A 14812-nucleotide genomic window follows, 5' to 3' on the forward strand; every position below is an offset into this window, starting at 1 on the left:
AACGGCCCCGGGCCGGGCCACGACCCTGGTCCTGCCCGGAAGCGGGGCGGCCCCCCCGGGGGGCGGGGGGGGGGGGGGGGGGGGGCCCCCCCCCCCCCCCCCCCCCCCCCCCCGCGGGCGGGGGGCGCCCCCCCCCCCCCCCCCCCCCCCCCCCCGCCCCTCAGTCGGTCTTCAGGTTGAGCAACGCGTTCTCGAGGACCTCGGTGAGTGCCGGATGGATCCAGTACTGCCCGCGGGCCATGGTCTGCGCATCGAGACCGAAGGACATGGCCTGGATGACCGGCTGGATGATCATCGACGCCTCGTGACCGAGGATGTGCGCGCCGAGGATGCGTCCGGTCGGCTGCTCGGCGATGATCTTCACGAACCCGGTGGAATCCTCCATCGCCCACCCGTAGGCCGTCGAGCCGTAGTGCTGCACGGCCGTCACGACCGCGGTGCCCGTTGCATCGGCGTGTGCGAGTGCCTCCTCCTCCGTCATGCCGACGGAAGCCACCTGCGGGTGCGAGAACACCGCTGCCGGCACGAAGCGGTGGTCGCTCGCGCGCAGTGCCTCCGGATGCAGCAGGTTGTGGGCGACGATCTTCGCCTCGTGGTTCGCCACGTGCTTGAGCTGGTAGTCGCTGCTCGCATCGCCGAGCGACCACAGCCCCTCGACCGGCGCCCCGTTCCGCAGGACGCGCTGGTAGTCGTCCACGGCGAGGCGGCCGTCGTCGTGCAGGTCCAGGCCGGCCTGGGCCGCACCGAGGGCGTCCGTGTTCGGCGTGCGTCCGATGGCCACGAGCACGGCATCGACCCCGAGGTCCGCGGGGCCGGCAGGACCGTTGAGGCGTGCGGTGACGCTGCCGTCGTCGTTGGCGGTGATCTGGGTGACGTCCGTATCCAGGCGGAGGTCCCACTGGCGGGCGGCCTGCTCCGTGAACGCTTCGGACACGGTCTCGTCCAGGTGGCGCAGCATGCCGCCTGACCGCACGGCGATGGTGACCTCGGTGCCGAAGGCCCCGAACACGTGCGCGAACTCGGCCGCGATGTACCCCCCGCCCAGGATCAGCAGGCGCTTCGGGAGGTCCTCGAGCCGCATGACGGTGTCCGACGTGTGCACCTGCGGCAGGGAGATCCCCGGGATCTCCGGCCGGACGGCGCGGGAACCGGTCGCGATCACCAACTGGTCCGCCGTGACGACCTCGCCCGACGGCGTCTCGAAACTTCTCTCACCCGTGAGCCGGACGTAGTCCTCGATCAGGCGCACGTTCCGCAGTTCGTCCGCCCGGTACTTCCTGCCGCCGCTGGAGATGGCGTCGATCCGGGTGAAGATCCTGTCCCGGATGTCCCGCCAGCGCACTCCGTCGAGGAAGAGGTCCACACCGAGCCGTGACGACTCCGCCGCCGCGGTCGCCAGCCCCGCCGGGTAGACGTACATCTTGGTGGGGATGCAGCCCACGTTGAGGCAGGTCCCCCCGAAGGTGCCACCCTCGACGAGGACCACCTCCCGGTCATCCCATTCCGGCGAGATGAGGGTGTTGCCCGAGCCGGAGCCGATGATCGCGAGGTCGTAGTGGGTCACCCCGGCAGTCTAGCCGCGGTCAGTCGGCCAGCTGATCCACCACGAGCGCTGCCAGTTCGGTCGCTGCCCGCCGTGTTGCCGGGCCGAGCTTGCCGAGGTCGATCCGCGAGCCCTCGGCGAGGTGCCGGTCGTACGGGATGCGGACGACCGTCTTCACGCGGGAGCGGAAGTGCTGCTCGATCTCCGAGACGTCGACCTGCGTGGCGTTGCCGGAGGACAGGTTGATCACGACGATCGCCCTGGCCACGAGGTCCTGCCGTCCGTGTGCCTCGAGCCAGCTGAGGGTCTCGGAGGCGAGCCTCGCCTCGTCGACGCTTCCCCCCGACACGAGCACCACGGAGTCCGCCTTGTCGAGCGTGCCCTTCATGACGGAGTGCACCATGCCGGTGCCGGAGTCGGTCAGCACCACGGAGTAGTAGCGGCTCAGCAGGTCGGTGACGGCACGGTAGTCCGAATCGTCGAAGGCCTGGGCCACCGTCGGGTCCGTATCCGAGGCGAGCACATGGAGCCGCGAGCCGTCCCGTGTCACATAGTCCGCCAGCTGGGCGAAGGAGTCGATGGTGTAGCGGTTCTTCACGAGCTGCCGCGCCGTGTGGTCGGCTCGTCCCGGGGAGCGGTCGGACAGGGTCCCCCGATCGGGATTCGCGTCCATGGCGATGATCCGATCCTCGCGGATGTCCGCCAGGGCCATGCCCAGCAGGGTGGTCACGGTCGTCTTTCCCACGCCACCCTTGCGGGAGAGTACGGGGACGTACCGCGTCCTGCCGCCCAGCCGCACGGAGATCCGGTGTTCCAGCGCGCGCTGGGCACGCACCGCGTCCGAGTCGCCCACGTTCACCCGGCCGAACGTCAGCGTGTAGAGCCAGCGGCGCCATCCGCCCACCGGCGGCCTGGCGGTCCCCATGAGCAGGCGGTCGGCCGTCAGTGCCGACGCCGGCTCCGGGCCCAGCTCCTTCTCCCGCCGGCCGGTCCGCTCCGCGCGGTCCGCGGCTTCTGCTGCCACAGCCGCCTCCCGCGCGCCCGAGGAGGCGCCGGCCGATGCCGTGCTCGACGCCGACGGGCCCGACGGGACCCAGCCCGGAGGCTCCGTAGCCCGCGCAGCGGCGGACTCGCCTGCCGGCACGGAACTGTCTGCAGGGATGGCCGTGCCTGCAGGGGTTGGCGTGCCCGCGGGGGTGAGCGGCGCAGGGACGGTCAGGGTCGGGCCCTGGAGGACGGACGGCGGGACGGCGGATACAGGGACCGCGTAGGCGTTGAGGTGGACCCCGTTCGGCGCGGTTGCCGCGTCACCCGTCAGCGCAATCGCACCGCCGGGCACGCTGTCGGTGCTGTCGGTGCTGTCGGTGCCGTCGGTGCCGTCGGTGCTGTCGGCGGTACCCGGATCCTCGGAAGGGTCGTGGCCCGGTTCCTCACCGGCCACCGCTGCGCTCTCGTTCCCTGATGCGCGCTCGCCGTCACCGGTGTCGACCGCCCCGGCCTCCGTGTCCTTGAGCTGTCCGGCCAGGAACGGGACGCCCGGGACGATGGGCACGCCGTGCGTGGCCGTCGTCGTCCGGTCACCGCCGGTCGACACACCGCCGGGCCGGGTTGCCGAAGGATCGGTCGGGTCGCTCGCCATGGTTCCTCACATCGTCGCTCACGCCGCTCCGCCCTCGTGCACGAAGCCGCCGTCCTGCATTCTCCAGCGCCCTACTCTAGCCTGCCGTCCCTCCGCCGCTCGCGTGATGCGCCCCTTACGCGGGGGTGATGACGAGGAGGAGGTCGCCTCCCTGGGCGGGTGCGACGCCGGTGTGGGTGGTGCGTTGGACGGTGCCGGTGATGGGGGTGGTGATGTTGGCTTCCATCTTCATGGCTTCGATGGTGGCGACGGTGTCGCCGGCGGTGACGGTGTCTCCCTCGCCGAGGGTGATGGTGACGGAGCCGGCGAAGGGTGCGGGGATGTGGCCGGGGGTGCCGGGGTCTGCTTTCTCGGCGGCCTTCACATCGCTCTCGATGCTGCGGTCGCGGACGCTCACCGGCCTCATCTGCCCGTTGAGGGTGCACATGACGGTGCGCATGCCCTTCTCGTCGGGTTCGGACACGGCCTCGAGGGTCGCGATGAGCCGGACACCCTTCTCGAGCTCGATGACGTGCTCGGTGTTCGGCTGCAGTCCGTAGAGGTAGTCCGCGGTGCCCAGGAGCGACACGTCCCCGTACGTGTCGCGGGTGGCGGTGAAGTCCTTGGTGGGGCCGGCGAAGAGCAGGCGGTTCAGGGCCTCCCTGCGTTCCTTCGACATGCCGGCGAGTCTGGCTTCGTCGTCGGCGGTGATCTCCTCGTCGCGGGGTTTGAGTTCGCGGCCCTTGAGCGCCTTGGTGCGGAAGGGTTCGGGCCAGCCGCCGGGCGGAAGCCCGAGGTCCCCGTTGAGGAACCCGATGACCGAATCCGGGATGTCGAAGGCCTGAGGGTTCTCCTGGAACTCGGCGGGGTCCGCGTTCCTGCCCACGAGGGCCAGGGCGAGGTCCCCGACGACCTTGGAGGACGGGGTGACCTTCACGAGCCTGCCCAGGATCCTGTCCGCCGCGGTGTACATGTCCTCGATGGCTTCGAAGCGTTCCCCCAGGCCCAGGGCGATGGCCTGCTGCTTCAGGTTCGAGAGCTGCCCGCCCGGGATCTCGTGCCGGTAGACGCGTCCCGTGGGTCCGGGCAGGCCGGACTCGAACGGGGCATACATCCGCCGGACGGCCTCCCAGTAGGGTTCCAGCGCGCACACGTCCCCCAGGTCCAGGCCCGTGTCCCGGGGCGTGTGGGCCAGGGCCGCGACGAGGGCCGAGGCCGAGGGCTGGCTGGTCGTGCCGGCCAGGGGGGCGCTGGCCACATCCACGGCATCCACCCCGGCGTCCACCGCGGCCAGCAGCGTGGCGAGCTGGCCTCCCGCGGTGTCATGGGTGTGCAGGTGCACGGGCAGGCTGAAGCGTTCCCGCAGCGCGGTCACGAGTTTCGCGACCGCGGCGGGGCGGAGGAGCCCTGCCATGTCCTTGATGGCCAGGATGTGCGCGCCCGCGTCCACGATGCGCTGGGCCAGCTCGAGGTAGTAGTCCAGCGTGTAGAGGGTCTCGGCCGGATCCAGCATGTCCGCCGTGTAGCAGAGGGCGACTTCGGCGACAGCGGTCCCGGTGTCCCGGACCGCCCGGATCGCCGGTTCCATCTGCGACACGTCGTTCAGGGCGTCGAAGATCCGGAAGATATCGATCCCGGACGCCGCCGCTTCGGCCACGAAAGCCGTCGTGACCGCTTCCGGGTACGGGGTGTAGCCGACGGTGTTGCGCCCGCGCAGCAGCATCTGCAGGCAGATGTCCGGCAGTTCGCGGCGCAGCGCATCCAGGCGCTCCCACGGATCCTCCCCCAGGAAGCGCAGCGCGACGTCGTACGTGGCACCTCCCCACGCCTCGACCGAGAACAGGCCCGGCGTCAGGGCCGACACCGCCGCACCGGCCGCGGTCAGGTCGCGTGTGCGCACCCGGGTCGCCAGCAACGATTGGTGCGCGTCGCGGAACGTGGTGTCGGTGACCGCGACGGCTGTCTGCTCCCGCAACGCCCGCGCGAAACCTTCCGGACCGAGCTCCAGCAACCGGTGCCGGCTGCCCGCCGCACCAGAACCAGTGCCAGCAGCACCGGAGGTACTGTCGGCCCGGCTGCCGGAGCCAGTGGTGTCGGCGCTGGTCGTGCTGTCGGTCGTCGTGGTGCCGGGGAGTTCGGGCAGTTTCTCGCGCGGGTCCAGGTGCGCGGGGCGGGCACCGTTGGGCTGGTTGACGGTCACGTCCGCGAGCCAGGTCAGCAGCTTCGTGCCACGGTCCGCCGGGACCCGGGCGGTGAGCAGTTCGGGGCGCTCATCGATGAACGACGTCGCGACGTTCCCGGCGATGAAGTCCGGGTCATCCAGGACCGCCTGCAGGAAGGAGATGTTCGTGGAGACACCGCGGACCCGGAACTCCGCCAGGGCGCGCCTCGCCCGCGTGACCGCGGCCGGGTAGTCCCTGCCCCTGCAGGTGAGCTTCACGAGCATCGAGTCGAAGTGCGGGCTGATCTCCGCCCCCGCATACACCGTCCCACCATCCAGGCGCACCCCGGCGCCACCGGCGGACCGGTACGCCGAGATCCGGCCGACGTCCGGCCGGAACCCGTTCGCCGGGTCCTCCGTGGTGATCCTCGACTGCAGGGCAGCCCCCCGCAGGCTCACCGTCTCCTGGCTGAGTCCGAGATCCGCGAGCGTCTCCCCGGCGGCGATGCGCAACTGCGACTGCACCAGGTCCACGTCGGTGACCTCCTCGGTGACCGTGTGCTCGACCTGGATCCGCGGGTTCATCTCGATGAACACGTGCTGGCCGGCCCGCTCCCCGACCGTGTCGACCAGGAACTCCACCGTGCCCGCGTTCACGTAGCCCAGGGCGGTCGCGAACTTCACCGCGTCCCGGTGCAGTGCCTGCCGGATGCCCTCGTCCAGATTCGGCGCCGGCGCGATCTCGATGACCTTCTGATGCCGGCGCTGCAGCGAACAATCCCGCTCGAACAGGTGCATCACATTGCCCTGCGCGTCCGCGAGGATCTGCACCTCGATATGACGCGGCCGCAGCACCGCCTGCTCCAGGAACATCGTCGGATCCCCGAACGCCGACTGCGCCTCGCGCATCGCCGCCTCCAGCGCCTCCGGCAACGCCTCCCGCGTATCCACCCGGCGCATCCCACGACCACCACCACCGGCCACGGCCTTCGCGAACACCGGGAACCCGATCTGATCAGCCGCCGCGATCAGCTCGTCCACGTCGGCGCTCGGACGCGACGACGCCAGCACCGGGATACCCGCCGCCCGCGCCGCGTCCAGGGCCTTGACCTTGTTCCCCGCCAACTCCAGCACGTCCGCCGGCGGACCCACGAACGTGATCCCCGCGTCCGCCGCAGCCCGCGCCAGGCCCGGATTCTCCGACAGGAACCCGTACCCCGGATAGATCGCATCACACCCGGCCTCGCGTGCCACCCGGATGATCTCCTCGATATCCAGGTACGCCCTCACCGGGTGGCCCTCCACCCCGATCAGGTACGCCTCATCGGCCTTCTGCCGGTGGATCGAGTTCCGGTCCTCCTGCGGGAACACCGCGACCGTCTTCGCCCCCACCTCATGCCCGGCCCGAAACGCCCGGATCGCGATCTCACCACGGTTGGCTACCAGAATCTTCGAGAACATCGCACTCCTGCATCCTTGCGGGTCGGGTCCTGCACGCTGCACTGATCCTACCCGGCGGGCCCCGGGCGTCCATGGGGCACGCGCACGAGCCGCTCGGGCACCTTACGGAACAGCGGGCAGCCCCGGTACCGCCGTCCCGGGCGCTCAACCGCAGCGCCCTATGATGGACGGGGATCAACATGCGAGCCGCCCTGACCGGCGGCCGAAGATAGGTATGGGTTTATCACGTGCAGGTAGTGAGCATCAGCAGCCTCAAAGGCGGCGTGGGCAAGACGTCGGTCACCATGGGGTTGGCCTCCGCGGCGCTGGCAGCGGGGATCCCTACCCTCGTGGTCGACCTCGACCCCCACGCGGACGCCACCACCGGCCTCGCGGTCCGGCCATCCGGCCAGACCGACATCGGACGGCTGCTGAAGAACGCGAGGCGCGGCGATCTCGCCGCCAACACCGTTCCGAGTGGCTGGGTGGAGACCGCCGCGAAGCAGTCGAACGCCGGAGCAGCCAGGCTCGACGTCGCCATCGGGTCCGCCTATTCCGGTATCTACGACCGACCGGACCTCGGTCGCCGCGACCAGCGCAGGCTGGCCGCCCTCCTGTCCCGCGTCGAGGGGTACAGCCTCGTGCTGATCGACTGCCCGCCGTCGCTCAACGGACTGACGCGCATCGCCTGGACCGCCAGCAACAAGGTCCTCCTGGTGGCCGAGCCCGCGCTGTTCTCCGTCGCCGGCACTGAGCGGACCATGCGCGCGCTCGAGCTCTTCCGCCGCGAATTCGCCCCTGAGCTGCAGACTGCCGGAATCGTCGCGAACCGCGTCCGCTCGACCTCCAACGAGCACTCGTTCCGCCTGGGTGAGATGAAGCAGATGTTCGGCGATCTGCTGCTGAGCCCCGCCATCCCGGACCAGGCCAACTGGCAGCAGATCCAGGGCGCCGCCCACTCCGTGCACCACTGGCCGGGCGATTCCGCGCAGCAGTCGTCCGGCTACTTCGACGAACTGCTGAAGAGCGTCATGGACTCGGGCAGGATGCGGAGTCGGGGCGCGAGGCGCTGATTGCTGCCTCCGTTGATCGCTCGTCGCGGTGTGACCACGCGGAACGCGTTGGTGCTCGGTAGCTAGCTGATCTTGCGGGTGGCGCGGCGCTTGCTGAGCTCGTCGCCCGGGAAGTCCTGGTCGAGCGCATGCTCGCTCGGAAGGGCCGCGAGGCTGCCTTCCACTTCCCGCCACACACGGCCGACGGCGATGCCGAAGACACCCTGCCCGCCCTGCACGAGGTCGATGACTTCATCAGCCGACGTGCATTCGTAGACACTGGCGCCGTCGCTCATGAGGGTGATCTGCGCGAGGTCCTCGACGCCCCGCTCACGCAGGTGCTCGACGGCGGTTCGGATCTGCTGGAGGGACACCCCGGTGTCGAGCAGGCGCTTGACCACCTTGAGGACCAGGATGTCGCGGAACCCGTACAGCCGCTGCGTCCCCGAACCGGACGCGCCGCGGACGGCGGGTTCGACGAGGCCCGTGCGGGCCCAGTAGTCGAGTTGGCGGTAGGTGATGCCTGCAGCCTTGCAGGCCGTGGGGCCGCGATATCCGGCATCCTCATCGAGGACGGGGAGGTCTTCCGTGAACAGTAAGCCCTGGGCGCTTGCCGGGACACCAGCGCCTGCCGGGCTGGCTGCCTTGCCGGCGTCACCCTTCGGACTCACGTGTTGCCTCCTCGTCGGGTTCCCGGGAAGTTTGCTGATCAGGCGGAACCTCGGGGCGTGCACTCAAGTGTGCCCCGAGTCCCCCACACACGCAATGGGAACTGTATGCTTCGACGTTAGATCGAGGGAAGGGCAAGGTCAAAGATGCAGCCCCTCAAGAATCAGCGTGTCGCCGACGGCCCTCCGGCCGGCATCCGTACCGCCCGATCACAGCACCGGCGCAGCCCCGGGCGTCAGCGCTCGAAGTCCTCCGGCTCGACGTCCGCGAGGAACTCACGGAACTGGAGGACCTCCTTCTCGGCTGTCTCCTCCGTCCCGCCGTCCTCCGCGTCCTCCGCATCGGCGTCGGCGATCTCGACGCCCGCGACGGCGAGGACCTCCTCCGCGCAGTAGATGGGGCACGGGACGCGCAGTGCCACGGCCAGGGCGTCCGAAGCCCTCGAGCTCACGGTCACGCCGTCACGGAAGACGAGCTGCGCGTGATAGACGGTGTCCTCCACCGAGGTGATGCGCACCTCGGTGATCTCCTTGCCGGCCGCTGCCACGACGTCGACCAGGAGGTCGTGCGTCATGGGGCGCGGCGGCACGATGCCCTGCTGCACGAAGGCGATGGCGCTGGCCTCGGGGGCCCCGATCCAGATGGGCAGGTGCCGCTCCCCCGAGGTCTCCCGCAGCAGGACCAACGGCTGGTTGGACGGCAGTTCGATCCGGACGCCTACTACTTCTACTTCGATCACAGGAAGCCGCCTAACTGTCCATCCGGGCTATGTGGCTGTGCACCAGGGCACTGTGGAGTCCCAGGCAGAGTTCGCTGATCTCGCGCGCCGTCTCCGCCGCACGGGCCTTGGACGCCACGTCCTTGCGCGACGCGACGGGAGCGACGACGCGCTCGACGAGACCGAGTTCCCGGTCCGCAGCCGCGCGGAACGGCCGCAGGTGGCGGGGCTCGATCCCGTGGCTCTCCAACTGCACGCACGCCTTCGTGATCTTGAGCGCGTGCTCGTCGAAGCGGTTGTCCACGGCCGTGATGAGCCCGAAGCTCACGAGGTCGTCGACGAGCCGGCGGGGTGCGCCGGCCTCGGCCGCGAGCGTCTCCGAGGTGAGCCGCCGGCCGTGTGCGCTGAGCTCGCGGGACAGCTGGTCGGAGACCACGCGCGGTGAGAGCGTCATGCCTCCGGGCAGGGACTCGGGCCGCTCGCCGCGGTCGATCGCGTCGACGTAGTCCTTGATCACCTTGAGGGGAAGGTACTGGTCACGCTGCAGCGCCAGGACGAAGCGGAGCCGCTCGACGTCGTGTGCCGTGTACTTGCGGTACCCGGCGCGCGTCCGTTGGGGGCAGATCAGGCCCTTCTCCTCCAGGAAACGGATCTTCGACGCCGTGACCTGGGGGAACTCCTCCGCCAGCTCACGCAGAACCTCACCGATGTTGTGGACACCGGTGCCGGAATGGCCGGAAGCGACGCCGGCCGGTCGGCGGGCGGGTTGGGAAGCAGGCATGAACCGGACTAGGCCCGCGCTGTCGTGTGCTGCGTCGACTGGCCGGCCGCGGTGCGGGCGGCGTAGAAGGTCAGGCGGAACTTGCCGATCTGCACCTCGTTGCCGTTGCGCAGGGCGACACTGTCCACGCGGTCGTTGTTGACGTACGTCCCGTTCAGGCTGCGGGTGTCCACGACCATGAAGCCGTTCCCGGTCCGGCGGAACTCGGCGTGCTGGCGCGAGACCGTCACGTCGTCGAGGAAGATGTCGGCGTTGGGGTGGCGTCCGGCCTTCGTGATGTCCTCGTCGAGGAGGAAACGCGCACCGGCGTTCGGGCCGGAGTGCGCGATCAGCAGCGCGGAACCGGCAGGGAGCGCGGCGACGGAGGCCTGCTCCTCCCTCGTCAGATGGCGTTCCAGCTCGATCGCTGCGGCCAGCGGCGGCAGACCGATCGTCGTTGTCTCAGGAGACGTCATGTGCGGCTCTTCCCCATTCACGGCTGGATTCTCGTTCGGCACCATCGGTCATTCCTCCCCTACTGCGGTACGGCTGATTGTGGCCGACCGCACCACCCCTGCTGCCTTCCGCAGGGTAGATCTAGCCTACCTGCTGGGAGTAGTCGGCTGAACTCAGGAGGCCCTGGACCACGGACGGATCGGAGACCTTGATCTCGAGCAGCCAGCCCTCGCCGTACGGGTCGGAGTTGATCAGTGACGGATCGTCGTCGAGCGCCTCGTTGCGCGCGACGACCTCCCCGGTCACGGGGGCGTAGATGTCGCTGACGCTCTTGGTGGACTCGACCTCGCCGATGACGTCGGCCCCGGCCACACTGGTGCCCTCTTCGGGCATCTGGACGTAGACGACGTCTCCGAGCGCGTCCTGGGCGAAGTCGGTGATACCGACGCGCACGGTGCCGTCGACGGCGGGCTCACTGACCCACTCGTGCTCCGCGGTGTAGTACAGGCCATCGGGGATGTTGCTCATGGTTGCCTTTCGGACGCGCGGGGTGCAGCGGCGGCCAGGACCGCCGCCCGGTACGGGTACTGGTCGAGTATAGGCACAACCGGCGCGACCGTGACGCGCCTCTCACCCGGACGGCGGCGGCTCCTCGGAGCGACCCCCGGACATGCAGAAGGCCCGCTCCCTCCGGCGGAATGCCGGTGGAAACGGGCCCTGCAGTGTCGGGATGACAGGATTTGAACCTGCGACCCCTTGACCCCCAGTCAAGTGCGCTACCAAGCTGCGCCACATCCCGATCGGCCTGCTCAGCAGGCCAAACCACTCGGATAACAATACAGCATTCTCCGACCGGATCCGCACACCGGGGAGGTGTCAGCGCTTGCGGCTGCGCTTCTCGCGGACGCGCATGCTGACCTCGATCGGCGTGCCCTCGAAGCCGAAGGTCTCGCGCAGGCGGCGCGTGATGAAGCGCCGGTAGCCCGGGTCCAGGAAGCCCGTGGTGAACAGCACGAACTTCGGCGGGCGGCTCGACGCCTGCGTGCCGAAGAGGATACGGGGCTGCTTGCCGCCGCGTACGGGGTGCGGGTGGGCGGCGACGAGTTCACCGAGGAACGCGTTCAGGCGGCCCGTGGGGATACGGCGGTCCCAGGACTCCAGTGCGACGTCGAGAGCGGGAACGAGGCGGTCCCTGTGCCATCCGGTCAGGGCGGAGATGTTGACGCGGGGGGCCCAGTCCACGTGCGCCAGGTCCTGCTCGATCTCACGCTCGAGGTAGCGGCGGCGCTCGTCGTCGAGCAGGTCCCACTTGTTGAAGGCCAGCACGATCGCGCGGCCCGACTCGATGGCCATGTTCAGGATGCGGATGTCCTGCTCACTGAGTACCTCGTCGACGGCGAGGAGCACCACGGCGACCTCCGCCTTCTCCAGGGCGGACTGCGTGCGCAGCGAGGCGTAGAAGTCCGCCCCCTGCTGCATGTGCACGCGGCGGCGGATGCCTGCGGTGTCGACGAAGCGCCACGTGCGCCCCCCGAGCTCGATCATCTCGTCCACGGGATCGCGGGTGGTCCCTGCGAGCGGATCGACGACCACGCGTTCGGAGCCGGCGAGCTTGTTGAGCAGGGAGGACTTGCCCACGTTCGGGCGCCCGATCAGGGCGATGCGCCGTGGACCACCGGACCGTTCGATACCGCCGTGCTCGGAGAACTCCGGCAGGGTCTTGTTGACCTGGTCGAGCATGTCCGCCGTGCCTCGGCCGTGCAGCGCGGAGACCGGCCAGGGCTGGCCGAAGCCGAGCCCCCAGAGCACCGAGGCGTCGGCCTCGTTCTGGATGTCGTCGACCTTGTTGGCCACGAGGATCACGGGCTTCTTCTTGCGGCGCAGCATGCGCACCACGGCCTCGTCGGTCGCGGTGGCACCGACGGTCGCGTCGACGACGAGGAGGACGGCGTCGGCCATGTCGACCGCGATCTCCGCCTGGTCGGCGACGCGCGCGGCGATGCCCTTGGCGTCCTGCTCCCAGCCACCGGTGTCCACCAGCGTGAAGTTCCTGCCCGACCACTGGGCCGGGTAGGACACACGGTCACGGGTGACGCCGGGGGTGTCCTCGACGACGGCCTCGCGGCGACCGAGGATCCTGTTCACCAGGGTGGACTTGCCGACGTTCGGTCGTCCGACGATGGCCAGGACGGGGTTGAGCCGGCCCTCTGCCTCCTCGTCGAAGTCCTCGTCCTGCCGGGCGAGGAGCGCGGCGTCCTCGTCGTCGAGCTCGTAGTCCTCGAGGCCTGCGCGCAGCGAGGCGGCGCGCTGCTCGGCCTCGGCGTCGTCGAGGGTCTCGAGCAGCTCGCTGACCTGGTCCTCACCGCTCGGCTCGTAGTCCTCGTCGGCTCCGGAACCCTGGTCCGTCGCGTTCGGCGAAAGGTTCTCGCTCATGGTTGCTTCCTTCGGTTGGTGTTCACCGTCTCCCGACGGCGATCCTGGTGGGCTCGCGCCCGAAACTTCTCAGTGGTCTTCCGCTAGTGCGCCACGGTGCGCACGATGCCGAGGACGGCTGTCACGGTCTGTTCGAAATCGAGGTCCGACGAATCCAGGGTGACGACCCCGTCCGCCGCCTGCCGGAAATTCACCACGGCGGAATCCTTCGCGTCGCGCTCGGTGACCTGCTGCTTCAGCTGCGCCTCCGACTGCGTCCCGCCGAGCTGGTCGCCGCGGCGGCGGAGCCTGGCCTCCTCGCTCGCGGTGAGGAGGATGCGCACCTCGGCGTCGGGGGCGACGACGGTGGTGATGTCGCGCCCCTCGGCCACGATCCGGTGGCCCGCGCCGGCGATCAGCGCGCGCTGGCGGCGGATCAGTTCCGCGCGGGCGCCCATCGTGGTCGCGACGGCGCTCACGGCGGAGGAGACCTCCGGCTCGCGGATGGCGGCGGTGACGTCGTCACCCGAGACGGTCACGGACTCACGGTCCGGGCTGGTGCTGATGAAGAGCTCGACGTCGCGCGCTGCTGCCTCCACCGCCGCTCCGTCCTGGAGGTCGATCCCGCTGGCGATGCAGTGGAGCGTCACCGCACGGTACATGGCACCCGTGTCCAGGTACGCCGCGCGAAGACGGCGTGCCACTTCCCGGCTGACACTCGACTTGCCGGACCCGGAGGGACCGTCGATGGCGACGACGAGGGACTTGCCGAGGCGGAACCCCGAGTAGGGGCTGCCCAGGCCTGCTGCGCTCGGAGCGCCGGCGGCCTGCGTGGTCTCTGCTGATGCCTGGGTCACTGCACTACCTTCCATCCCCGCTGCGTCAGGGACTCCGTCAATTCTTGTCGCTTGCCCGGCAGGACCGAGAGCTCCGCGAGGCCCACCTGCCGCCCCGGTGAGTGTTCGAGGCGGAAGTCCTCGACGTTGATGCCGGTGTGCCCGATCTCCGTCAGGAGCTTGGCGATCTGGCCCGGTACGTCGTCGACGAGCACGGTCAGGCGCGCGAAGGAGTTCGGCGGCGTGCCGTGCTTGCCCGGAACGCGCGCCTGGCCGGCGTTCCCCTCGGACATCAGCTGCGCCATGTCGAGGCGCGCTCCGCCCGCCGTCGGGTCCTCGAGCGTACCGATCAGGCGGTTCAGGTCCTCCCGGACGCCGTAGAGGATGTCGACGAGCCGACCGGCGTTGGCGGACAGGATCTGTACCCAGAGACGCGGATCGCTGGCGGCGATGCGCGTGACGTCCCGCAGCCCGTTGCCGGCCAGCGCGAGCGCCTGCGCCGGCGAGTCCTGCAGCCTGCTCGCGACGAGCGATGACACGACCTGCGGCAGGTGCGAGATCAGTGCGACGGCCTCGTCATGCTCCGCGGCGGACATGCGCGCCGGCACGGCACCGAGATCGACGGCGAGCGACTCCGCCCGGAGGACGGCCTCCGGAGCGCTTCCGGCGTGGGCGCAGAGGACCCAGGGCGCGCCCGTGAACAGCTCGGCGCGGGCGGCGACGGGACCGGATTTCTCGCGGCCGGCCATCGGATGGGTCCCGACATAGCGGGCCAGGTGCCCTGCGACGCCTGGCGTGGCAGCGAGTTCGAGCAAAATCGTCTCCTTCACGCTGCAGATGTCGACGACCACCGCGCCCGGATAGGCCAGCAGGGCGTCCGCGACCACGCGGGCGGTGACATCGGGCGGCGTCGCCACGACGACGACCTCGGGCGCGAACTGCTCCCCCGCGTGCCGGACCTCGGCGAGGAGCCGCCCGGCACCGATGTCACGTGCAACCGCTTCGGTCGAGGGCGAGCTGTCGGACAGGACGACGTCGAGCCCGCGGGCACGCAGCCCCAGCCCGATGCTGGCCCCCAGCAGGCCTGCCCCGATGATCAGGACCGGCCCGGCGAGGTGTGTCCCCTGCTCCGTGCGCGTGGTCATCG

The 14812-nt window shown here is 70.1% G+C and carries 12 protein-coding genes and 1 tRNA gene; 1 reads left to right on the plus strand and 12 read right to left on the minus strand.

The genetic code is table 11. The annotated features are described in order from the left end of the window. Positions 1-160 precede the first annotated feature (160 nt). From ACIQCY_RS16205 to ACIQCY_RS16215, 3 genes are all read right to left on the minus strand, one after another. Entirely contained in the window at positions 161-1564 is a 1404-nt protein-coding gene (locus ACIQCY_RS16205; RefSeq protein WP_400484883.1) for a mycothione reductase, read from the minus strand. 19 nt (positions 1565-1583) lie between these two features. Continuing rightward, positions 1584-3182, minus strand: a complete 1599-nt coding sequence (locus tag ACIQCY_RS16210) for a hypothetical protein (RefSeq protein WP_400484884.1) — start codon at positions 3180-3182, stop codon at positions 1584-1586. Positions 3183-3297: 115 nt separating this feature from the next. After that, entirely contained in the window at positions 3298-6783 is a 3486-nt protein-coding gene (locus tag ACIQCY_RS16215) for a pyruvate carboxylase (RefSeq protein WP_400484885.1), read from the minus strand. Positions 6784-7010: 227 nt separating this feature from the next. Here ACIQCY_RS16215 and ACIQCY_RS16220 point away from each other — a divergent pair, with 227 nt between their 5' ends. After that, entirely contained in the window at positions 7011-7835 is an 825-nt protein-coding gene (locus ACIQCY_RS16220) for a ParA family protein (protein WP_400484886.1), read from the plus strand. A gap of 62 nt (positions 7836-7897) precedes the next feature. Here ACIQCY_RS16220 and ACIQCY_RS16225 read toward each other — a convergent pair whose 3' ends face one another. The 9 genes from ACIQCY_RS16225 to ACIQCY_RS16265 form a co-directional block, all read right to left on the minus strand. Next, positions 7898-8485 (minus strand): MerR family transcriptional regulator, encoded by a 588-nt coding sequence (locus ACIQCY_RS16225; protein ID WP_400484887.1) that lies wholly within the window; start codon positions 8483-8485, stop codon positions 7898-7900. Between the two features lie 233 nt (positions 8486-8718). Beyond that, a complete protein-coding gene (locus ACIQCY_RS16230; protein WP_400484888.1) occupies positions 8719-9222 on the minus strand; it encodes a bifunctional nuclease family protein in 504 nt (167 codons plus the stop codon). Positions 9223-9232: 10 nt separating this feature from the next. Further along, positions 9233-9982: a MerR family transcriptional regulator gene (locus tag ACIQCY_RS16235; RefSeq protein ID WP_400484889.1), complete on the minus strand. Its 750-nt coding sequence runs from the start codon at positions 9980-9982 to the stop codon at positions 9233-9235. 8 nt (positions 9983-9990) lie between these two features. Beyond that, positions 9991-10437, minus strand: coding sequence for an FHA domain-containing protein (locus ACIQCY_RS16240; protein ID WP_400484890.1), 447 nt, complete (start codon positions 10435-10437; stop codon positions 9991-9993). A gap of 121 nt (positions 10438-10558) precedes the next feature. Next, complete coding sequence (gene gcvH / locus ACIQCY_RS16245) at positions 10559-10945, minus strand: glycine cleavage system protein GcvH (protein ID WP_400484891.1); 387 nt, start codon at positions 10943-10945, stop codon at positions 10559-10561. A 197-nt stretch (positions 10946-11142) separates the two neighbouring features. After that, positions 11143-11216: transfer RNA gene (locus tag ACIQCY_RS16250), tRNA-Pro, on the minus strand. A gap of 77 nt (positions 11217-11293) precedes the next feature. Beyond that, complete coding sequence (gene der, locus ACIQCY_RS16255; protein ID WP_400484892.1) at positions 11294-12850, minus strand: ribosome biogenesis GTPase Der; 1557 nt, start codon at positions 12848-12850, stop codon at positions 11294-11296. A gap of 83 nt (positions 12851-12933) precedes the next feature. After that, entirely contained in the window at positions 12934-13686 is a 753-nt protein-coding gene (cmk, locus tag ACIQCY_RS16260) for a (d)CMP kinase (RefSeq protein ID WP_400484893.1), read from the minus strand. Then, positions 13683-14810: a prephenate dehydrogenase gene (locus ACIQCY_RS16265; protein ID WP_400484894.1), complete on the minus strand. Its 1128-nt coding sequence runs from the start codon at positions 14808-14810 to the stop codon at positions 13683-13685. The genes cmk and ACIQCY_RS16265 overlap by 4 nt, the downstream gene beginning before the upstream one ends. Between the last annotated feature and the right edge of the window lie 2 nt (positions 14811-14812).

This window comes from Arthrobacter sp. NPDC092385, from assembly GCF_044755105.1.
In the GTDB taxonomy this organism is placed as follows: Bacteria; Actinomycetota; Actinomycetes; order Actinomycetales; family Micrococcaceae; genus Arthrobacter_D.

Excerpts from the sequence above, each read along its gene's own strand:
- ACIQCY_RS16240 (WP_400484890.1), bottom strand. The coding sequence starts at position 10,437 with ATGACGTCTCCTGAGACAACGACGATCGGTCTGCCGCCGCTGGCCGCA.
- gcvH (WP_400484891.1), bottom strand. The coding sequence starts at position 10,945 with ATGAGCAACATCCCCGATGGCCTGTACTACACCGCGGAGCACGAGTGG.
- ACIQCY_RS16215 (WP_400484885.1), bottom strand. The coding sequence starts at position 6,783 with ATGTTCTCGAAGATTCTGGTAGCCAACCGTGGTGAGATCGCGATCCGG.
- ACIQCY_RS16265 (WP_400484894.1), bottom strand. The coding sequence starts at position 14,810 with ATGACCACGCGCACGGAGCAGGGGACACACCTCGCCGGGCCGGTCCTG.
- der (WP_400484892.1), bottom strand. The coding sequence starts at position 12,850 with ATGAGCGAGAACCTTTCGCCGAACGCGACGGACCAGGGTTCCGGAGCC.
- ACIQCY_RS16210 (WP_400484884.1), bottom strand. The coding sequence starts at position 3,182 with ATGGCGAGCGACCCGACCGATCCTTCGGCAACCCGGCCCGGCGGTGTG.
- ACIQCY_RS16235 (WP_400484889.1), bottom strand. The coding sequence starts at position 9,982 with ATGCCTGCTTCCCAACCCGCCCGCCGACCGGCCGGCGTCGCTTCCGGC.